Annotated in this window: 18 protein-coding genes and 2 pseudogenes; 11 read left to right on the top strand and 9 right to left on the bottom strand. The window is 39.4% G+C overall.

What is annotated here, in order from left to right:
* The first annotated feature begins 223 nt into the window (after positions 1-223).
* On the top strand, positions 224-1,279 hold the full coding sequence (locus KZC02_RS16600; RefSeq protein ID WP_221389739.1) for a VOC family protein: 1,056 nt from the start codon (positions 224-226) through the stop codon (positions 1,277-1,279).
* A gap of 96 nt (positions 1,280-1,375) precedes the next feature.
* Here the strand turns inward: KZC02_RS16600 and KZC02_RS16595 are convergent, their stop codons facing one another.
* Positions 1,376-2,356, bottom strand: coding sequence for a 1-acyl-sn-glycerol-3-phosphate acyltransferase (locus KZC02_RS16595; protein ID WP_221389738.1), 981 nt, complete (start codon positions 2,354-2,356; stop codon positions 1,376-1,378).
* Positions 2,357-2,734: 378 nt separating this feature from the next.
* On the opposite strand from KZC02_RS16595, the gene KZC02_RS16590 reads away from it, so the two are divergent.
* The 6 genes and pseudogenes from KZC02_RS16590 (at position 2,735) to KZC02_RS16565 (ending at position 9,423) form a co-directional block, all read left to right on the top strand.
* Positions 2,735-3,205: an AraC family transcriptional regulator gene (locus tag KZC02_RS16590; protein ID WP_310590316.1), complete on the top strand. Its 471-nt coding sequence runs from the start codon at positions 2,735-2,737 to the stop codon at positions 3,203-3,205.
* Between the two features lie 97 nt (positions 3,206-3,302).
* Positions 3,303-4,547 (top strand): ice-binding family protein, encoded by a 1,245-nt coding sequence (locus KZC02_RS16585; protein ID WP_221389736.1) that lies wholly within the window; start codon positions 3,303-3,305, stop codon positions 4,545-4,547.
* 292 nt (positions 4,548-4,839) lie between these two features.
* Positions 4,840-5,880 (top strand): hypothetical protein, encoded by a 1,041-nt coding sequence (locus KZC02_RS16580; protein ID WP_221389735.1) that lies wholly within the window; start codon positions 4,840-4,842, stop codon positions 5,878-5,880.
* A gap of 136 nt (positions 5,881-6,016) precedes the next feature.
* Positions 6,017-6,774, top strand: a pseudogene (locus KZC02_RS16575) (HAD-IIA family hydrolase).
* 121 nt (positions 6,775-6,895) lie between these two features.
* A complete protein-coding gene (locus KZC02_RS16570) occupies positions 6,896-8,437 on the top strand; it encodes a YifB family Mg chelatase-like AAA ATPase (RefSeq protein WP_221389734.1) in 1,542 nt (513 codons plus the stop codon).
* A 59-nt stretch (positions 8,438-8,496) separates the two neighbouring features.
* Positions 8,497-9,423: a hypothetical protein gene (locus KZC02_RS16565; RefSeq protein ID WP_221389733.1), complete on the top strand. Its 927-nt coding sequence runs from the start codon at positions 8,497-8,499 to the stop codon at positions 9,421-9,423.
* A gap of 86 nt (positions 9,424-9,509) precedes the next feature.
* On the opposite strand, the gene KZC02_RS16560 is transcribed toward KZC02_RS16565, so the two are convergent.
* The 4 genes from KZC02_RS16560 to KZC02_RS16545 form a co-directional block, all read right to left on the bottom strand.
* The gene (locus KZC02_RS16560) at positions 9,510-10,292 is read right to left on the bottom strand and encodes a hypothetical protein (protein ID WP_229253635.1); all 783 of its coding nucleotides are present in this window, start codon (positions 10,290-10,292) and stop codon (positions 9,510-9,512) included.
* 173 nt (positions 10,293-10,465) lie between these two features.
* Positions 10,466-11,128, bottom strand: a complete 663-nt coding sequence (locus KZC02_RS16555; RefSeq protein ID WP_221389731.1) for a porin family protein — start codon at positions 11,126-11,128, stop codon at positions 10,466-10,468.
* A 208-nt stretch (positions 11,129-11,336) separates the two neighbouring features.
* Positions 11,337-12,158: an enoyl-ACP reductase gene (locus KZC02_RS16550; protein ID WP_221389730.1), complete on the bottom strand. Its 822-nt coding sequence runs from the start codon at positions 12,156-12,158 to the stop codon at positions 11,337-11,339.
* A 166-nt stretch (positions 12,159-12,324) separates the two neighbouring features.
* Positions 12,325-13,344, bottom strand: coding sequence for a carboxylesterase (locus tag KZC02_RS16545; RefSeq protein ID WP_221389729.1), 1,020 nt, complete (start codon positions 13,342-13,344; stop codon positions 12,325-12,327).
* 147 nt (positions 13,345-13,491) lie between these two features.
* Here KZC02_RS16545 and KZC02_RS16540 point away from each other — a divergent pair, with 147 nt between their 5' ends.
* The 4 genes from KZC02_RS16540 to KZC02_RS16525 all read left to right on the top strand — a co-directional run bounded on the left by KZC02_RS16540 (position 13,492) and on the right by KZC02_RS16525 (position 17,857).
* Positions 13,492-14,178, top strand: coding sequence for a response regulator transcription factor (locus KZC02_RS16540; protein WP_221389728.1), 687 nt, complete (start codon positions 13,492-13,494; stop codon positions 14,176-14,178).
* Between the two features lie 204 nt (positions 14,179-14,382).
* Positions 14,383-15,363 (top strand): porphobilinogen synthase, encoded by a 981-nt coding sequence (hemB, locus tag KZC02_RS16535; RefSeq protein WP_221389727.1) that lies wholly within the window; start codon positions 14,383-14,385, stop codon positions 15,361-15,363.
* Between the two features lie 192 nt (positions 15,364-15,555).
* Complete coding sequence (locus KZC02_RS16530; protein WP_221389726.1) at positions 15,556-16,224, top strand: PIN domain-containing protein; 669 nt, start codon at positions 15,556-15,558, stop codon at positions 16,222-16,224.
* Positions 16,225-16,312: 88 nt separating this feature from the next.
* Complete coding sequence (locus KZC02_RS16525; RefSeq protein ID WP_221389725.1) at positions 16,313-17,857, top strand: M20/M25/M40 family metallo-hydrolase; 1,545 nt, start codon at positions 16,313-16,315, stop codon at positions 17,855-17,857.
* A gap of 167 nt (positions 17,858-18,024) precedes the next feature.
* Here KZC02_RS16525 and KZC02_RS16520 read toward each other — a convergent pair whose 3' ends face one another.
* The 4 genes and pseudogenes from KZC02_RS16520 to KZC02_RS16505 form a co-directional block, all read right to left on the bottom strand.
* On the bottom strand, positions 18,025-18,666 hold the full coding sequence (locus KZC02_RS16520; protein ID WP_221389724.1) for a hypothetical protein: 642 nt from the start codon (positions 18,664-18,666) through the stop codon (positions 18,025-18,027).
* A gap of 29 nt (positions 18,667-18,695) precedes the next feature.
* Positions 18,696-20,879 (bottom strand): DPP IV N-terminal domain-containing protein, encoded by a 2,184-nt coding sequence (locus KZC02_RS16515; RefSeq protein ID WP_221389723.1) that lies wholly within the window; start codon positions 20,877-20,879, stop codon positions 18,696-18,698.
* 139 nt (positions 20,880-21,018) lie between these two features.
* Positions 21,019-21,195 (bottom strand): Arc family DNA-binding protein, encoded by a 177-nt coding sequence (locus KZC02_RS16510; protein WP_221389722.1) that lies wholly within the window; start codon positions 21,193-21,195, stop codon positions 21,019-21,021.
* 1 nt (position 21,196) lies between these two features.
* Positions 21,197-22,058: pseudogene (locus KZC02_RS16505) on the bottom strand (SPFH domain-containing protein).
* Positions 22,059-22,172 lie beyond the last annotated feature (114 nt).

The following is a 22,172-nucleotide window of genomic DNA, read 5'->3' as shown; positions in this document are numbered from 1 at the left end:
CTAAAAAAAATAAAATATTATTCTGAATTTTACACTTAAAGATAGGAATTATTAGGCAGGAGCAAAACATTCAATCCTACAAATTATCAAATGAAATTATTGGGTTTTTGAAATCCTTACTGCATCCTCCCATTTGCTGTTTTTATTTTGTAAAATTGCCATTCTTTTAGGATCAGGGCAATTCTGGTCTGTTGTTAATGTTTTTAATCTATTATCTCAACCAATGAGCGCTCCACTAATAACCGGAATCCAGCAAGTAGGTGTTGGTGTTCAGAATGTACCCGAAGCATGGCAATGGTATCGCCGTATTCTGGGTTTCGATGTACCGGTTTTTGACGATAAAGCCGATGCTCCCCTTATGACTCCTTATACCGGAGGCAAAGTACACCAAAGGCATGCTTTACTGGCAATTAATATGGCTGGAGGCGGCGGCCTGGAAATATGGTCGTTCACAAGCCGGGTTTCACAGCCTGTTGGTTTTAAACTGGAACCGGGAGATCTGGGTATTAACGCTATCAGGTTCAAAGCTCCTGATGTTCGCAAAGCGCATGAATGGGTAAAAAGTCAATCCAGGGAGGCAGTAGGTCCTTTGGTTTCACTTCCAGAGGGAGAAGGCTTCTGGGGAAATGATCCTTATGGAAATATATATCAGATCACAAGTGACACAACGTGGTTCCAAAATACCGGAAAACCTGTTGGTGGTGTTGCAGGAGTTGTTGTCGGTGTTTCAAACATTGATAAATCTCTGCCTTTTTATAAAAATCTGCTTGACCCGATGGAGATTGTTTATGACAAAACCGGGGTTTTTGAAGATCTGCCAACATCCATTTCCGGCCAGCGTTTCCGGAGGGTTTTATTAAGAAAACAATTCACACCCGTTGGAGCTTTTTCCAAACTTTTGGGAAATATCCAGATTGAGTTAATACAGGCATTAGACCGTACTCCAAAAAAACTTTTTGAAAACCGTTATTGGGGTGATTGCGGGTTTATTCATTTGTGTTTTGACACGTTGGATATGGCAACACTCAAAAATAAAATCCAGGCGAATGGATATCCTTTTACCATTGATAGCGAAAAATCATTTGGTATGGAGTCAGCAGCCGGGCGGTTTGCTTATGTAGAAGATCCTGACGGCACTTTAATCGAACTGGTAGAAACACATAAATTACCAATTCTGAAAAAAATAGGCTGGTTTCTGGATATACAAAAACGTAAACACCAGAAGCCTTTACCAGACTGGATGCTGAAAATGCTTAGCTTGAGCCGGGTGAAGGATTGATACGTCCGTGGCACGGCTTACCCGTAAATTATTTGAGCTGAAAAATAACAGCCGTGCCACGGATTAATGCTGATTTTTCTACCAATCAACTATTTCTTATCTGTATCTCCCTCCAAACCAGGCCAATAGCGGAAGCGCAATAAATAAAGCCAACCCAGCCGGCCAGCCCGCAAAAATGCCAAGCAAAACTGATAGTATTGTCACAGTAAGCGGATATAAATACAATATTAATCCAAACAATACTGAATCATAAAACACCGAACGGGCAGTAATTTTGGCTGCTTTCCTGGCAAAAAAGGAATAAAACGGTTTGTGAATTGTACGGCCAAACCAACCTATACCACGTAGAAGCGTATTTCCGGCCGGCGGAATCGAATCCGGGCCGTAAAAAGCATCCATTCTCTGCTTCTTCTCCACTTGTGATACTCCTTCTGGTAAGGTCAGGATTTGGTCATTCATTCCCTTGTCCAGGATCTCGTTGAATTCCCGAAGCCACTTTTCATATTCATCCGGACTTGTTTTAATATCCTGCGATTTAATGCCATTCCCGAAATGTAAGGCAACCCGCTTTCCTGGTCCGCGAAAATGTTCATAAGTCAGACCGGTAGGTATTACTTCCATATCTTTCAACGCACCTTCCCCATACCAAACCTGGTAAGCCATTCTAGCCGTTCCTTTTCCCAATGGCCGCAATTTCCATTCATTTACACAAACACCTTCTGAAAAAACGATAACCACATCACCGTTTTTCATCGCATTATAACTTTCCTGCGTCGTAACATCCAGGTTTTTAACATGCTGCCGCCCTTCTGAGCCTCTGTAAACAGGAATCAGGTTGATTTGCCTTAACCAGAAAGCCACCGCCTTTTTCTTGAAAGCATCGCCACGGGCAAGCGTATAGATACGACGTTTTAGCACAGCCCCGATTACAAGTGCATCAAAAAAAGAATCTGAATGATTGGATGCAAGCAACACCGGTACTTTGGCAGGAAATTTATCAAAATTGATAACTAAAAGCTTCCTTAAAAAGATAGGAAGAGCCAGACGGATCAGGAAACGGGAGAAATAGAAAAACAATGGAATAAGTATAAGTTTCGGACAAAAATAATTTAAAAGATTTGATAAAAACATCATTTACTGACATCTGCGAATAATTCATCCCAGTGACAACAGATTCAAAATGACATTCTCGTTTAAATCCTCGGCAGGCGAATTAGAATGGCTTGATATTTTTACTATCATTCACAACTACACCATGTTCGTACATTATACGCACAATAAAAGCATGTACTTCATTTTTATCAATTTTATGTAGAAATATTTCTACATAAAACTTTCTCATCTTTCAACTTTAAGTAAAACAAATTGAAATTATATATCAAATACATGGTAAGCACCAGGTGCAAAATGTTGGTAAAATCTGAGCTGAATAATCTTGGACTTAGCTGTGGAATAATGGATTTAGGCGAAATAGAGATTAAAGAAAATATAACAGCAGAACAACGAGATCATTTAAGAATCGCTTTAATGGAATCTGGCCTTGAATTAATGGATGATAAAAAAGCCATGCTCATTGAAAAAATAAAGCATGTTATTTTAGAAATGGTACATTATACCGATAAGCTTCCAGGAGTAAAAAATTCGGATTATATCAGTTACCGGCTAAATCATGACTATACATATTTGGCTAATATCTTTTCAGAGGCAAAAGGCACTACTATTGAGCATTATATTATTGCTCATAAAATTGAACGTGTTAAAGAATTGATTTCATATGATGAGCTCAATCTAACCCAAATATCTTATATACTGAATTACAGCAGTGTAGCACATTTATCAAGTCAATTTAAAAAAGTCACCGGACTAACTCCCTCTTTTTATAAGCAGCATAAGAACAATAAACGCATCATGCTGGAAAATGTGTGAATTCTGTAAATTAAAGAAAATATTCTATAATTATTTCGAATAATCGAACATTTAACTTTGTCATATTGAAACTAGTTCATGTAAAATATCAATCAATATGTCGAAAAATCTATTATCAGTTGTAGCAATAATTATCTCACTATTTTCGTCAGATTTAACCTTTGGACAGTCGCCAACTGCACCGTCATTAGGAACTGCTACGGGGTTTGCATTATTTACCGGAGCCGGGCTCGTTACTAATCTCGGGGCAACTACCATTGTGGGCGATGTTGGCACCAATCAGGAATCATACGTTGGATTTGCTACCGTTACACAATTGGGAACACGTTACAATCCGGGCAGTGTTACTGCTACCGTTGCAGCTGATGTCATTTCAGCATATAACAACTTGCAGGGCAGGATCAATAATAGTGTCCTTACTTCGCCATTACAGACTTTAACACCACCACTGACTCCACAAATTTATTATCTGGGAGGTGCTGCAACGTTAACAGGCGATCTGATCCTGGATGCTGGTGATGATGCCGATGCTGTTTTTATAATTCAAATAAATGGTGCTTTAACTACCAGCCCGGGATCAAGGGTAATTTTACAGAACGGAGCTTTACCTACCAACGTCTACTGGCAAATTAGCGGATCCGTTGAATTGGGAATTGCTTCTGCATTCAGTGGTACAATCGTTGCCGCCGGAGCTATTAATTTATTACAGGGTGCTACTCTTACCGGAAAAGGGCTTACGACCACAGGTGCTATCAATATAAATAATAATACAATAGTTACTGTACTGGCACCATTACCTGTTACCTTAACCTACTTTACGGCCAAAAAAGGAGAAAACCAGACCGCTATGCTAAGCTGGGCTACAACGGCCGAAACAAACAGTGACAGGTTCGAAATTGAACATAGTGTTAATGGAAAATCCTGGAAAAATATTGCAACAGTAGCTGCGAAAGGTGAAAGCAGCGCACTTGTATCTTATCTGTATTCCGACCTAACTCCTAAGCAGGGTAGCAATTTTTACCGTCTGAAAATGATTGATTCGGATGCAACATTTGCTTACAGCCGTATTCAAAATGTTGAAATTGGAATGACAAATCTTAGAACGGTTTTATACCCAAACCCTGCTTTTGACAAACTAACATTAGACGTAGATGATATAAACCAGATCGAACGGGTACAACTGAATGATATTTTAGGAAAAGTTGTGTATGACCAGTCCAGGACAAGTTTAACAGGAATATCCGCAAATGTTGATATGAATAATCTTTCTTCCGGAATGTACATTGCAAGAATTACGCGTGCCAAAGGGGCAGTTACATTGGTAAAGATATTAAAACAGTAAAATAAGAAATTGGGCGCTAAATAAAATCCATATTGGGCAAATGCGCACTTTATACACACTTGCTTAATAAAATAGCTCAACTGGTTTATTAGGTTATGTAATTCCTAAGCAGTGATAATAGCCGAAAAAAGGCGATTGTCGCTGCTTATTTTTTTAGGAATTCGCTTCAATAATATATTTTAAAAAATGCGTTAATCCGCTTCTACTAAGTTGTTACCTTTGCTTTAACACACGAGACCCTGTAAATGACAAGCGGATTTTCTGATCCGTCCGGGCAAAATTAAAAACAATAATGCGTTTAAAAGATTATCCCGCAATTATCAGAAAGGCCTGGGAAGGGTTTGATAAAACTATTGGAGTAAAACTGGTTGAAGATATAAGTGCAAAAGTCTCTACCAATCACGTGTTCCGGGTTACGCTCGATAACAATGATATTGTTATAGCCAAGCTTTCGTATTTTGGTAAATATGAGCATTTCAAGGAAGACCATAGGATTATCCAGGCACTTGCCAATAACCTGCTCTATCCATATGAAAATGTACTGGCAAGGTCTCTGGTAAAAAACAACCAGGTTTACACTTACCGTTATCAGGAAGATTTTGTGGATACCTGGGTAGTATTTTACAATCCGATACGCGCTATGAACCGCTTGCCACGGAGGCTTAATGATGATCAGATCCGTAAGCTGGGAAGTGAAGCCGCAAAATTTCACCTGGCTTGTTTTCGTGCAGGAAAGTCTCTGCCAAAGTCTTCAAAAAATTTGCGTACCGATATTCAGCACCTTCTGGACATTTTGGAAACAGACACAGGAAAATATGAGAACCGTGGAAACATACATATTTTAAAAAGGCAATGTGATATTTTCATGAAGAATATCCAGCGGCTGAATGTAAGTTCTTTTGATCTGATGCCTGTTTTTGTAGACTGGAATATTGGAAATTTTTCTGTTACAGAAGATCTGAAATTATTTTCCCGATGGGATTATGACTGGTTCAGGGTTTCTTCCAGAATTATGGATTTCTATTTTTTCAGCCGTGTAGTTTCCAATGTTGGCGACCGTACCGTTTTCAGCTATCTCATGGGGCCATTAATGGAGGACCGTTTTATGATATTTTTAAAGGAATACCATAAAATTTATCCTCTTACTGAAAAAGAAGTTCGTTTCATGAAAGAAGCTTACCGTTTTTTTATTCTGAATTATGTGATCAAATACGGGAAATTCTTTTTTCATCGTGCCTATTCCACCAAGTTGCAAAAGGAAGCATACGAACTTTATTTCCCTGCAATTGACGGTTTTGATGAAGAAAAAATACTCCGTGCTTTAAATTTATAGGAGCTCTTAAACATGTTCCTTCTTTCACTCCCCCACGACACCAATTATGATACTTGACAATTTTAAATCTGTTTTATCAAAGTATGAAGTAATATTTTTTGACGCTTTCGGTGTTTTAAAAACTTACAACGGGCTTATTCCTGGTATTGAGAAAACATTTACCTACCTGAAAGAAACAGGAAAAGATTTTTATGTAGTAACCAATGACGCATCCCGCAGCCCGGAACAGTTAGCTGAATCGTATGTAAAATTAGGTATCAATGACATAACGCCTGATCGTATCGTTTCTTCGGGAATGCTTGCACGGGAATATCTGGATTTGAAAGTAAGAAAAGGAATTGTAGCTTATCTTGGTACAGATAATTCAGCACATTACATCGAAACACCTGATTTAAAAACACTATCGATCAGAACATTAGATCTTGGTGCAATTGCTGACGTAAATGCATTGGTATTCTTGGACGACGAAGGATTTGACTGGAATACTGATTTGACCAAAACGCTTAATCTTTTACGCAAACGCAATATTCCTGTTATCGTAGCCAATACGGATAAAACATATCCGGCTTCCAAGACCAGGGTTTCCATTGCCGTTGGTGCACTTGCCAAAATGATTGAAGATACGATAGGCCGTCAATTTATACGCTTTGGTAAGCCCGACCCGCAAATGTTCATTTTCGCGTATCAGCATATTAAAAATTACCCGAATGTAGACAAAAGGAATATTCTGATGGTTGGTGATACACTGCATACGGACATACTGGGGGAAATAAATTCGGGTTGGATACAGCATTGGTTCTTACCGGTAATACGCAGGCAGAAGATGCGGAAGTTCGCATTCGGAGTACAGGAATTATACCAACCTATATATGTGTGTCGGCCGTGGTAGAGTGAGAAAAGATTCATTCGCTCTTTCTCTTCCCTGAATAACCTGATTGTCCGATTTCCTGTTATTTTTGACACAATTTCTTGAAAAAGAACAAACGTTACCATTCATCAACTACTAATATTACACATGCTAGCCAAAACTTTCGGAAGTGCCGTTTATGGCGTCGACGCCAATATGATTACTATTGAAGTAACTGTTGGACAAGGAATGGGATTTTTTATGGTGGGCCTGGCCGACAGCGCGGTGAAAGAAAGCCAGCAGCGCGTTGAAGCTTCTTTAAAGTATTTCAATTACAAAATGCCCCGGCAGAAAGTGGTTGTAAATCTTGCTCCTGCGGATATAAGGAAAGAAGGTTCGGCTTATGACCTGCCCATTGCATTGTGTATCATGAAGTCTTCGGAGCAGTTAACCTGTGAGAAAGATCTGGAAGATTACATTATCATGGGCGAATTGTCTCTGGATGGAATGCTTCGTCCTATTAAAGGCGTTTTGCCTATTGCCATTGAAGCGCGCAAGCAAGGTTTTAAAGGATTTGTATTACCAGCTGAAAATGCACACGAAGCGGCTATTGTCAACAATATTGATGTAATACCAGTCGAAACGCTGGAAGATGCCATTGCTTTTTTTGAGGGCAAAAAAGAAATTCAGCCGTTGATCGTAGATACGCGTGATTTGTTTTTCACGAGCCAGAATGAATACGATGCTGATTTTGAACATGTACAGGGACAGGAAAATATAAAACGTGCGCTTGAAATTACAGCAGCCGGAGGTCATAATGCGATTATGATCGGGCCTCCCGGAGCCGGTAAAACGATGCTAGCCAAACGAATTCCGAGCATACTCCCACCGCTCAGCTTACCCGAAGCGCTGGAAACAACCAAAATCCATTCCGTAGCCGGCAAGCTCGGAAAACGCGCCACATTGGTATCCCGACGGCCCTTCCGTGCTCCACATCATTCTATAAGTGATGCGGCACTTGTTGGAGGTGGCAGTTTCCCACAACCGGGAGAAATCTCACTGGCACATAATGGCGTACTTTTTCTGGATGAACTTCCTGAATTCAAACGGACTGTGCTGGAAGTAATGCGCCAGCCATTGGAAGAACGAAAAGTATGTATTTCACGCGCAAAAATGGCAGTCGAATTTCCGGCTAATTTCATGCTTATTGCCAGTATGAATCCTTGTCCATGCGGTTATTATAATCATCCCGATAAAGAATGCGTATGTGGCCCGGGTGTTGTCCAGAAATATTTAAATAAAATCAGTGGCCCGCTTCTGGACCGTATTGACCTGCATGTGGAAGTAACTCCGGTATCCTTTGATCAGATCGCTTCCACCCGAAAATCCGAGAGCAGCGAACAAATAAGAGAACGCGTTATCAAAGCACGAAACCGTCAGACGGAACGGTTTAAGGACCGCAAAGAAATTTACTCGAATGCCATGATGCCGCCGGAAATGGTGAAGGAAATTTGTGTAATTGGTGATCCCGGAAAAGCATTACTTCGCACCGCTATGGAAAGGCTCGGATTATCTGCCCGCGCTTATGACCGTATTCTGAAAGTTTCCAGAACCATTGCAGATCTGGCTGGCAGTGAAGACATTAAAGTGGAACATCTGGCAGAGGCAATCCAGTATCGCAGCCTGGACCGGGAGAATTGGGCCGGGTGAGGAATGATTGATTCAAGAGTTATTAAAGCTACTTCGTCAATTAATATTGAATATTTGCCATGAATCAGGAAGCTAAGCGTTTTTTACAAAACTTGGAAGAAAATCTTAAATCCAATTTAATCAACTTTAATCAGTTGGAAAAATTAATAAGATATTTTGCTCAACATTACAAGTATACAAGAAGCTTTTATAATATACAGTTAAAAGAGCTAATCAGAGCCCGAAGCGAAAAGCTGGAATGTATTGAAGATGCTTGCAAAGAATTTAATCATGTTGATAAACTATCATTTTTACGTAAAGAATATGTTAAGAATTGGGGTCGTTGTAATGCTCCAAAGGAATCCGTATTTTATTGCGGTGATGCAAATGGAGTTCCAATTTTTGAAGTAAAACCACAAGAAGGAAGTTATTTAGTAGTTTCAACATTTGTACATAATATTAAGCCAGAAATTGATTTGATCTTGCCGGTCATTGGAGTAAAACAAATTATTGATAACATAAAAGATGGCCTAATAGTGGACCTCTTAAAAGAGTATGATATTCAAAGTCGAAAATCAAATGAAGAACTTATTATAGATAATCATTTTGCCGAATGGTTTATGGCTGTTGTTGAGCTGCACCCACTAGGAGTTCGGTGCTACGAACTTACATCAATATTGTATAGAATCATTTCTGAAATGCACAAAGATGCTAATGGCTTGATTTATCCAAGTTTAGCAAGTAAAGTCTCCGGTGTTAATATCGCACTAAAAACGGATTATGTAGAAAGGAATTTAAAGGTATCTCGTGCGTTTATTTATTTGGTATTATCTTGTGATAAAGAGTTAGGAACGATTATATTAAAACCTTTGAAAGGATCTGACAAAATTCACAATGATGGAATGGGACAAATAGAATGGAATCATTCATTAGAACATTATCCTAATTACATTTTAGATCCAAAGATTCCACCAAAAATCTTGGAATTTAGCCATTTTACTTTTTAAGTACTAAGAAATTAAGAAGCACTAAGTTTTCTAATCTTAATTTTCTAAATCCCTTAATGGTTCATTATCAAAAATCGTTATTTAACCTAAAGCTCCTCCACACTAACTCCGCCCAATTCCTGAAACAGCGTTTGCCAGTAATGGGTTACGTGTGGATTATTCTCTTTGGAAGAAGCAGTCGGCTCAAACGGAGAGACTATTGTAACCTGAGGCGTGCCAATTTCGTATTGCTTTAATTTTATAAAATCTGATTTAGCTTCTCCTTCTGCCTGTTCGTCACTTTTGGGAGGATTTCTATGAAAATCACGGCGATCTGATCCTTTAACACTTTCGATCATATCACTGAAATAATAAACTTTAACGTCCGAGCCGCTCCCTGAAGCCTTGGCAATAACAGGTAAACTGGCCCAGATATCAGTTGATTTATTGGAAGAACCCGTATTGGTTTCATTCAGCTTATTCAAAAGCTGATTCAGGAAAATTCCCTTTTCTCTTTGTAATGATAACGAAAATGCAGTTTCGATCGCTTCCTTGTCCGTTGCATTAGCAGCATCCATGTTGTCTTTTTCACTACGAATAGTAACAGAAAGTGCACGCGCCTTGGAGGTGTTTTCATGAATAAAATAAACTTCCAGTTTGTCACCCTTATTTTTCATGTTCGCCTCCAATATATCTTTCAGCATACGCTGATATTTTTCATTTACATACTTCTTGTTCACATTTACGCTTTGGGTTTTATCCAGAAAAACGAGTGTATAAACAGGCGCATCGGGTAAAGTCTTGGTAGTTTCACTCTCACCACCGCAAGCCAGAAATAAAACTGCTATTGACGGGATCAGAATATATTTCAGCTGAGAAGAAAATTTCATGAAAAAAGGATAAATCATTTTATGGTTCATAGCTTGTAATTGAAAAGCGAAACTAATTGGTTCACATATATCATACAACGCGAAACGGACAAGCGGTCGAATTATTTTATCTTAAAAACAAAATCCCTCCAAAAATATGTTTTGAAGGGATACTGAACCATCATTAATTCATTCTATTTTTTTGCAAATTTATATCCAATAGAGATTCCTAAAACACGGTTTTTCATTTTAAGTCCACCGTCAGTATACGACGAGATATTTGCAAGACCATATCCATAATTAACTCCGATCAAAAGAGCGTTTATTTCTACTCCCGCACCAACGGCTAACCCAAAATCAAGCCTTTTTAAATCTCCATCCTTTCCCCATTTAGCATCTACATTTTCTGTGGTTTTTTCTCCGTTTATTGTTTCTTCAATTTTGTTTTTACCTGCTAATCCGATTCCAACATAAGGCCCCAAAGTACCATAGACCTTGATCTGTCCTACGGAAAAAATCGTTTTTGCATTAAGAGGTATATCCAGATACATCAGAGTTGTTCTCGTCTTGAGGTGATAAGTCACATTACCAGCTTCAAGTTTTTCATCAATTCTGGTACCTTTCATAGAAAACAGCAAGCCCGTTTCAAAGGAAAAATTTTTGGCAATTGGAAATTCTACCAGAGCATCCACATGAAATCCGGGTTTTAATTTTAGAATATCAGACTCATTCTGATCATCCTTAAACTGCATCGTTGATAAATTGAGCCCGCTTCTGAGGCTGAATGTTTGGGCGAAAGATTTGGTAGCCAGAGTAAGTACCAAAAGTATTAATACAGATACGGCAATTTTTTTCATGATAATTTTAGATTTAGTTTGATAAAGATTTAGTTTAATAAAGAGGTATCAGGATATTATCTGGCAGCCATCTAATCACAAACAAAATATATTCAAATAAGTCTAATTTATCAAATATAAGTTACATAAATAACCAAATCGCCCACAAACTATATTATTTGTGGGCGGTTTGGTTATTTACCAGGAAATAAAAAATATTTACAACAGGCTACTGATTCTGCTGCTGAATCATTTGTACCAGTTCTTCTGAAATACCGGTTGAGGAATATCCGCCATCATGGAAAAGATTTTGCATCGTAACATATTTCGTCAGGTCTGAGAAAAGTGTAATCGCATAATTCGCGCAATCTTCTGCAGTAGCATTACCCAATGGGCTCATTTTTTCGGCAAAGTCATAAAATGCATCAAATCCTTCAATTCCAGATCCTGCTTTTGTACGGGTTGGTGATTGAGAGATCGTATTTACACGTACATTTTTAGCTTTTCCGTAACGGTAACCATAGCTGCGTGCAATACTTTCAAGCATTGCCTTTGCTTCGGCCATGTCGCTATAAAAGGAATAAGTACGCTGTGCTGCGATGTAAGATAAAGCTACAACAGAACCCCATTCGTTGATGGCATCCAGTTTTTCGCCAACCTGTAAAAATTTGTGCAGGGAAATCGCTGAAATATCCAGTCCTTTCTGCATCCACTCATAGTTCAGGTCACCATAAGATTTGCCTTTACGAACATTGATCGACATACCGATAGAGTGCAGAACGAAGTCGATTTTTCCTCCCAATACATCCATAGACTGGGTATAAAGATTTTCAATATCTTCTACCGAAGTGGCGTCAGCAGGAATAAGCTGGGCATCACAGGCTTTTGCCAGTTCCTGAATTGCACCCATCCGCATAGCAATCGGTGCATTTGTCAATGTAAAAATTGCGCCTTCTTCCTTTGCTTTAAGCGCCACTTTCCATGCGATTGAATTTTCGTCCAGAGCGCCTGATATAATCCCTCTTTTTCCTTTTAATAAACCGTAAGCCATAATTTTCGTTATAAGTATATCGTCAAATGAGCCATGCAATGCCTGACAAAAATGAAATCTTTATTTACAAATGCCTGACAATGCTTTTTCAAGCCCGCAAAGTAACGCATTTTTGATTTGTTAAACCAGTTACATTTTCCGGCCTTTTATTCTGTGAATTATGAAGTCAAGGTTTCGCAACGGTGTTTTCTACTGGTTTCAGATGCAGCTTTTCCTGAAAAAACTGATCCGTAGCATTATATACACCTTGCACATCTTTTGAACGCAAATAAGAGCCGATTACATGATCGCCGCTTTCAGGAAATGCCTTTTCCACTTTAAGATTATCCGGTGTTCCCAATTTAGGAAACATGTCCTGCATCGCTTTTACAGAAACCGTTTTATCCTGTTCTTCTTCATTTTTATAATAATACCCCAAAAATAATGGCATTTTGATCTTTTCGTAAACCTCCGGACGGGCAATTGCATCAATAGTTTGCTGCAAAGTAAGCAGCCCGTTGGTACGGTAACTTTGCAGCCAGAAGTTTGATTTCTCAGGATCTTCATCAACCGGCGTGCGGCGATCACCCATAATGGTGTATAATATTTTCCTTCCCCACGGGCCGGTTACCAGTTTAAGAGCGGGTGATGCCACAGCCATACAGGGCGAGTATAATACAACACCTTTTATTTCCGGATTGGTCGAGGCAAGATATACGGATAACAATCCGCCTGCCGAAGTTCCTATTACAATTACACTGTCTCCCAAAACCTTACCTATGGACAGTGCACGCTGCGCATTTGCCATGAAGTTTTCGGGTGTCAGATCATCAAATGCATCCGGGTCACTGATTCCGGCATCGTGCATACGAGCCAGGTACAGATTTGCTCCATAACGCTTTGCCAGGTTTCTGTGAATAGGTTCGCCCTCCGCCCAGCTTGCACCGAAGCCATGAATGTATACAATGCTATAAGATGTTTTTTGTTTCTTTGCAGAATCAGCCCAGACAATCCGTGCCTGATTATCGCGCTTCAGATTTTTGGTTTCCTTTTCAGACTTATTTATTTCTTCTTCCAGAGCAGATAAATCTTTGTTTACCGAAGGAAGTACCGGACTGAACTGAACGGCTGGAACTGTTGGCCCCAAAAAGTAAACAATGGCGAGGATTACGACTACTGCGACGATCCCAATGAGTATCTTTAACATATTTTAAGAATTAAGAAGGCTTCATTACCTCGAAAGTTCGGTAGTTTTAGGGACAAAATCGTGTTTCTTATGCCACGAATCCATTAATTAATACGAATATTAAAAAGCAATTGCTGATTTGCAAAATACTCATTCACAGATTTACCTATGCCTAATCTCTTACTCGTTGAAGACGATATCAATCTCGGAGCATTACTTCAGGAATACCTGATAGACAAGGGTTATCCAACTGACCTTGCAACGGATGGGCAAAAAGGCTGGCAAAGTTTTGTGGATAAGACTTATGACCTTTGCATTTTTGATGTAATGATGCCTAAAAAAGATGGCTTTTCGCTCGCAAAGGAAGTAAGAATGAGCGGCCGCGATGTGCCTATTATTTTCCTGACGGCCAAATCCATGAAAGAAGATACTATGCAGGGTTTTCGTGTTGGCGGCGACGATTATGTAACCAAGCCATTTGACCGGGAAGAACTTTTGCTGCGTATTGAAGCGATTCTTCGCCGTTACCGGAAGCAGCCGGAAAATTCAGACGAAAACAATATTTTCGAGGTTGGAAATTATACTTTTGACTACGGTCACCATCAATTAATTGTCAATGATAAATCGGCAAAACTGACCAGTAAAGAATCAGAACTGCTTAAATTGTTTTGTCAGAATATCAATCAGCCGATCAGCCGCAGTTTTGCACTAAAAACGATTTGGGGCGATGATTCCTATTTCAATGCCAGGAGTATGGATGTATATATCACCAAACTACGCAAACATTTTAAAGAAGACCCTTCTATTCAGATCATGAATTTACACGGAGAAGGATTTAAACTGATGGTAGGTTAGAAGGGAGGAAAGGGAAGAAGGAATGAACGGAGGAAAAAATCTTTCTCTGTGAAACTCTAAATTTTTCTCTGTGGTTCTCTGTGTAACCTTGATTCCACAGAGAACCACGGAGATTTTTTTCCTTCAACTTATGGTTTCTATAGCCTTTAAGATTCATTAACCAATAAAAGCCGACAGCCGATTGCTGATCGCCAATAGTTTAATATGTTTAACATCACCCGCCGCCCACGCCGTAATAGAAAATCTTCTGCAATCCGGGATTTGGTACAGGAAACCACATTACAAGTCTCCGATTTCATTTTCCCAATGTTTGTTCAGGAAGGAACCAGGCAGAAAGTTGAGATAAAATCAATGCCGGGTATTTACCGGTTCTCGTTGGATAATCTGTTGGAAGAACTCAATGAAGTCGTTGATCTGGGTATTCGCGCCATTGATCTTTTTCCCAATTATCCGGAAAGCAAAAAAGACAGGTTTGCTTCGGAAAGCTACAAAGAAGACACATTCTATCTGAAAGCAATTACCGCCATTAAAGAGAAATTTCCTGAACTAGTCATCATGACTGATGTTGCTATGGATCCGTACAGTTCTGACGGGCACGATGGCCTGGTGGAAGATGGAAAAATCGTGAATGACGCAACTCTGGAAATTTTAGGAAAAATGGGAGTTGCACAGGCCAAAGCCGGAGCAGACATTCTTGGGCCAAGTGATATGATGGATGGGCGGGTAATCCATATGCGTAATCAATTAGACGAGTATGGTTTTACGGATGTAAGTATTATGGCTTATTCTGCCAAATATGCGAGTGCATTTTACGGGCCATTTCGTGATGCGCTGGAATCTGCTCCGAAATTCGGGGATAAAAAAACCTATCAGATGAATCCGGCCAATAAGCGGGAAGCATTACTGGAAGCGCAACTGGATTTTGAAGAAGGCGCTGATTTTCTGATGGTAAAACCTGCTTTGTCTTATCTGGATATTATTCGCCAGCTGGATGAAAATTTTGATATTCCGATTGCCGCTTACAATGTTTCCGGTGAATATGCCATGATCAAAGCTGCCGCGCTTAACGGCTGGCTGGATGGTGACCGCGCCATGATGGAAGTGCTTATCAGTATCCGCCGTGCCGGAGCTAAGTGTATCCTTACTTACTTCGCAAAGGAAGCGGCTTTTCTGTTGAACAGATAAGGAATCGATGAATTGAATAATTAGGAAAATTTTGTATTTACTGATAGATTTGATATAGAGAAATTTGGAAATTTCTCTATATTTTTTAAGGAAATTTAATTTCTTTTAACTTTTTATATCTAAGCACCTTATTTGGATATTACAAATTCGTATTGAAAAACAATTATATTTGAGTAAGTAAAAATTATAGCCATGCAACAACACACATTTCGGGTAAATACCCTGCAACTCAATCTCAAATTTGTCAATTACATTAAATCTATGTTCGGCAAAAAAGAGGTAAAAATTATTGTAGAAGAAATAGAACCTGCAACACTCACTGCAAAAGAAGATAAAAAAATTAATGATTTTGAAGTTAAAAGATTTTTGGATCATAGAAAAAATCATCCTTCTGTGCAGTTGAAAGATAGTACAGATTTTAATACAATCGTTAACGACGTAAATCTTTTAGTTGTGCACTATTTTGACTCAGATGTAGTTTTCAATTACATTGTTATACAAGACCCAGTTAAAAATAAACAGGCTAATGAACTTCTATTAAATGCGTTAGAATATAATCGTTTCGTAATTTCTACTTTGGTTATTCAAGAAATCGGATATGCCTTGGCCAGATTTGAAGTGAGCAATGATATAATCAGGCAAGAATTAGATTATTTAAACTCTTTGAATATTGCTATAATAAACAATTTTCATATTACAAGAGCACTTGAATTAGCTGATATTATTGGATTTAAGCATATTAATGATTGTATTCATACAGCAGTTGCCGAAAGTTTAGACTGTAAATCATTTTACACATACAATAAATCAGATTTCAAAAGGATTCAGAAATATACAAGTCTTAAAATAGTGATTTTATAATGCTTCATAGCATTTGATCATAAAAATAGTCTATTTTCGAGCCTTCCATTTGTCTATTGATTACAATATTTTCATACGTTAAATTAATATGAATTTTAAAACTATACCTCTTTCCATCCTTCTTTGTTTCATTCTCACTTTCCCCACTTTCGCACAAAAGAAAAAACCTCTCCCGCCTGAATTTGCAATTACAAAATCTGAAACCGAAGCACACATGCGCTTTCTGGCGGCTGATGAATTGTTGGGGCGCCGTACCGGAGAGCAGGGAAATCTGGCAGCTGCAAGATATATTGCTGAACAGTTTCGCAAATTTGGTGTAAAGTCCGTTGCAGGAACGGATAGTTCTATCATCAAAAAATTCGCTACCAACTCTTATTACCAGAATGTACCATTTGAAAAAATGGGAGTTAATGAATCGGGTGAAATCATTGCCGGTGCGGATGTTCTTAAAAGCGGCACCGACTGGATACTGATGAGCGGTGAAGCAACCAATATAAAGGCTCCGCTGGTATATGCAGCTTACGGTTTGGAAAACGCATCCAAAGGATGGGACGATTATAAAGATCTGGATGTAAAAGGCAAAATTGTATTGGTGCAAAGCGGAACTCCGGATGTTCAAACACCTTCGGAAATTGTAGCATCGTCTACTGAAAAACGTAAAATAGCCATTGATAAAGGTGCGGTTGCTATCATTGAATTATTCAATGCGCCTATTCCGTGGAATATGGTAAGCAAAAATTTTACCGGAGAAAAAATCGGACTGGCTCCGGAAAATGCATCTGGTAAAACAATCCCGCATGCGTGGGTAAATGGCAAAGAAGCAAATCTGACACGAGGCCTTCGTGGCGTACAAGAAGTTGAATTTAAAACGAGCGGAAGGAAAACTTCACTGATCAACAACTATAATGTTGCCGGATTTATTGAAGGAAGTGACCTTAAATTAAAAGATGAATACATTTTGCTCACTGCGCATTATGATCATGTCGGTGTAGGAAAACAAGGCAGGCAGCCTTATACGCCGGAAGACAGTATTTTCAATGGTGCAAGGGACAATGCATTTGGAGTTGTAGGATTGCTCACTGCTGCCGAAGCTTTTTCCAAAAATCCACCAAAACGTTCAGTACTGATTATTGCTCTGACGGCTGAGGAAGTAGGCTTATTAGGAAGCCAGTATTATGCAAATCATCCGTTAATGCCTCTTAATAAATGTATTTTCAATATTAATTCTGACGGTGCGGGATATAACGATACTACTATAGTTGCAGTAATGGGACTGGATCGTACAGGTGCAAAAATTCAAATGGAAACAGCCAGCAAAGCCTTTGGACTAGGAATTTTTGCAGATCCATCACCAGAACAAGGGCTATTCGATCGTTCAGACAATGTAAGTTTTGCTAAAAAAGGAATCCCTGCCCCTACTTTTACACCCGGGTTCAGGGAATTTAACGGTGATATTATGAAGAACTATCACCAGGTTTCCGACAATCCTGAAACCATTAATTTTAATTACCTGCTCAAATTCAGTCAGGCATTTACTTACTCCGCCCGGTTAATTGCAGATATGCCAATAGCTCCGCAATGGATTGCGGGCGATAAATATGAGGAGGCGGCTAAGAAATTATATGCCAAATAAGACTTTCAAAATTTTGGTTTTAATCAAATGAGACTGGAATACATCCAGTCTCATTTGATTAAAAATTCATTTATTATAGTATTCAAACAACCTGATAATATCTTCTTCTTTTTTAAAATTTATGTCGTTTGACTTTACGTAAGTATTCATTTCACTTTCCTTGTCTTTCATGAACGAAGACAACAGCTTTTTCCCGGGCTGATTTTCTCTGCTTTATTATCCAGAACTACATAATAATCACTTTCCACGCTCACAGTTGTATTCTTTTCACCAGTCCCAAATCCAGGATTGTAGTTGGGTTTCACCGTTTTGGCCCGGTAATATTTCATTAGTGAAAGCTTTCCCTGAACAAGCTTTTCAAAGAAACCAGCCGAAACTTTATCAGAATGAAAAGAACCTGTATTTACATACTCTGAAATGTCATTTTCTGAGGATTTAACCTTAAAGTTTTTCAGGTGCTTTCCATCAATTACCCTTACATCATTTTTACTTTTATCTGCCAATACTTCAAGCTGATCATTCAGGACATTATATCGGATAAGTATGTTATTCAGGCTATCTGTACTTGATCCACCAATTTGCTGAATTACATTACTAAACTTAACATTGCCTTCGTGCCAGACAGAATCCAGATAAAACTGTCCGACAGTATTGGATACAGGAGATGGAGAATTCCAAAAAACTCCTGCTTTCGAAGTGTTAAACCCGGTTCCGGTATTAGCATTAATCTTCGAACCTTCACTTAACTGGCCAAATACCACTTGTGATAACATAGCCAGTATACAAGAAATGATCACATTTTTTTTCATATTCCGATTTATCTTAAATTATACACAAATCATCTTCCACCCGGAGCACAGTTCTTTTTCAGATAATCTGTAAATAAAGTCCGTAGATGCAGCGACGTACCCGCACCTTCCGAGATACTATGCGTGCGGTTTGGATAAGGCATAAACTGAAATACTTTATTTGCTTTGATCAGTTCGTTAACCAGCATTTCTGCATTCTGGTAATGCACGTTATCATCACCCGTACCATGAATATAAAGCAGGTTACCAACCAGATTTTTAGCATATGTTATTGGTGAACCTTTCACAAAATCTTCCGGATTTTCCTGAGGTAAACCCATGTAGCGCTCCTGATAGATGTTATCGTAAGTCAGTTGATTCCCTACCGCGGCCACTGCTATGCCGGTTTTAAATATTTTTGGATACTGGAACATGAGATTCAAGGTTGAAGATCCTCCTCCGCTCCATCCATGTACAGCAACACGGCTGGTGTCAATAAAAGGATATTTCTCAAACATGGCCGTTGCAGCTCCTGCTATATCACTGATATTAATTCTTCCTATGTTTTTGTAGATCGCCTTGCGCCATGCACGCCCTTTCGGAGCCGGTGTGCCGCGGTTATCCATAGATGCATAAATGTAACCGTCGTCGGCCATGCTTCCTGCATACAAACGATTACGGCCTGTTCCATATGTATCTTTTACCGTAGTGTTTGCCGGCTCTCCATAAACCATAAATACAATCGGGTATTTTTTAGCGGGATCAAAATTGGAAGGTTTTACCATCCAGGCATCCACTTCCACACCATCTGCCGTTTTTACTTTAAAAAACTCAATATCAATACTGGCAATCCTGATACGCATCATAGTTTGCTGGATAGAGTTTTGGGGATCAGTTGGTTTGTGATCCGGAAGTGTGATCCATTCCGTCATCGAAGGCATACGGGCATTGGAAAAACGATGCGTTGCAAATTTGGCAAGAGGGGAAATTTCATAGGCATGTGACCCTGCCATTTCCTCGGGCGACAACCGTTTTGGCTCTCCTTTTCCATCGAGCGAAGCACTATACAAATAGTTTTGAGTAGAATTGTCAGGGGATGCCATGAAATAATAGGTATTGTTTTTCTCATCAATACGCACAGGGCTGATCATATCAAAATTCCCGGCTGTAACCAGCGTTTCTTTCTTCCCATCACGGCTTACACGATAAGTATGGCGCCATCCGTCTTTTTCACTTACCCATAAAAATTCTTTTCCGCCGTTGATCCAGTCCCAGCCCATCGGGTCATTTTCCCAGCGGCTTTTAATATCAATCCATGCTTCATCTTTTTCTGTATAAAATGGCTTTGAACTTCCGCTAACCGTGTTGATATACATCAGCGTACTTTCATTCTGTTTCCGGTTCAATTGCTGAATAACCAACTCGTTAGCCTGTCCCGACCATTCCATTCTTGGCACATATGTGTTCTGCGGATCGCCGGGAATATTCATCCATTTGGTTTGGGCGCTCGTAATATTTACAACCCCGATTTTATATGGCGAAGGCGTTTCTCCCACTTTCGGATATTCGACCGGAACATTGAAGGAATAGATAGAATCGGTTGTATTGATCATCAGAAAGTTACGGATCTTGCGTGCATCAAGTTGCCAGTAGGCAATAGATTTGCTATCGTCGCTCCAGCGGAAACCGTCACGGCAATCAAATTCTTCTTCGTAAGCCCAGTCGAAAGTCCCGTTAATGATACGGTCTGTTCCATCCTTCGTTAATTGCGTTACCTTTCCAGTCTGCACATCTTCGGCATACACATTATGTTTGCTTACATAACCTACTTTTTTGCCATCCGGCGAAAATTTTGCAAACATCAGGGAAGATTCAGGTAATCCTTTTCCAAGTTTTTTCAGTGTTTTGGCAGTCAGGTCAATTACCCAGTAATCTCCACGGGTATCATACCGCCAGACTTTTTTTGTATTCGTATAAATCAGCACTTTGTTACCAGCTTTGCTGACCGTATAACTTCTGACAGGAAGTGCCTCGCTGCTTCCGGCGGGAGTAAGCTGCGCTTTTGAAATAAATATTTTAGACTGCCGGGAAGGTAATGTTACTTCAACAATTTCTCCCTGCTCCACATCCCGGAATCCGCTTCCATCTGGTAGCCACTGAAAATTATCAGGGATTTGTGCAAAAATCTGAAACGAAATAAGGGTAAAGACTATGGTTTTTAGTACCTGCTTCATTGGGCTTGGTTAAAAATAATTAGTAGGACAATTATAGTAATACAATTTTAACGAATTGATTTTCAAAAACAGCATTTCTGTCATTGTAAAAACAAACAGCAGGCAAGATGATGTTCTTACCTGCTGTTTAATCTAAAATTTATTCTATTTCCGGATCTGTTCCTTTCCCTTTCGACCGCCTTTGTTTTTTCAGCGCCTCGCTCAGTATATATTCAATCTGTCCGTTCAAACTGCGAAAATCCTGTTGTGCCCAGGCTTCAATTTCCTTGAGCATTTCGGGATTAACACGTAAAACAAATGCTTTTTTCTCTGCCATATCACGGATATAAAGTTCCGGCGTTCAATACTGGTGTAACAGATTTTTCACCACACAATACCACGAGCAGATTGCACACCATGGCGGCTTTGCGCTCTTCATCCAGTGTTACAATTCCTTTTTCCGACAACATAGCCAAAGCCATATCCACCATTCCTACCGCTCCGTTCACGATCTGGCGCCGCGCTGCTACAACTGCCGATGCCTGCTGACGCTGTAACATGGCTCCTGCAATTTCGGGTGCATAAGCCAGGTGACTGATACGTGCTTCCAGTACATCCACTCCTGCCCTGCTCAGGCGTTCGGTCAGTTCGGCTTCCAGCATTTCATTGATCTTGCCGCTTCCATCCCGCAAAGTCACTTCGTGAATTTCGAGCTCTTCGGCTTCCATCGTATCATAAGCATAAATACCAGCCAGATGCCTTACTGCCGCTTCCGACTGAATTTCTACATATTTTATATAATCATCCACCTCAAAAGAAGCTTTTGCTGTGTCTCCTACACGCCACACTACCACGGCGGCAATTTCAATCGGATTACCAAGTTTGTCGTTTACCTTCAGCTTTTGGCCATTCAGGTTTCGGGCACGCAGGCTTATTTTTTTCTGCGGAATAATGGATTTACCCAGCGCAAGCCACTTTGCTTCATCGTTCCCATGTAATCGCCAAAAAAGTAGTTACCACGGCTTCATTAGGATTGATGACTGTTAATCCGATTAGAATGATAAATCCGATAATCGAAACCAGGATTCCAAAATTAGGTTCTCCTTCATATATGCAGAACCCTATACCGCCAAACAACATAATCAGGCCAATTGCAAATAGTAAAAAGCCCGACATCGAACGTAATTCTTTTTCATTCATAGCTTTAATTGTGATAGTAAAATGATATCACAATACTATCAAATATTTTTTATATTTTAATACAGATAATGACAAAAAAATCCCAAAGCTTTTGACTGGCTTTGGGATGGGATG

Source organism: Dyadobacter sp. NIV53 (assembly GCF_019711195.1).
Classification (GTDB): Bacteria; Bacteroidota; Bacteroidia; order Cytophagales; family Spirosomataceae; genus Dyadobacter.
The sequence above is the reverse complement of the archived record's forward strand: the minus strand, read 5'-3'. Positions and strand labels throughout refer to the sequence as shown.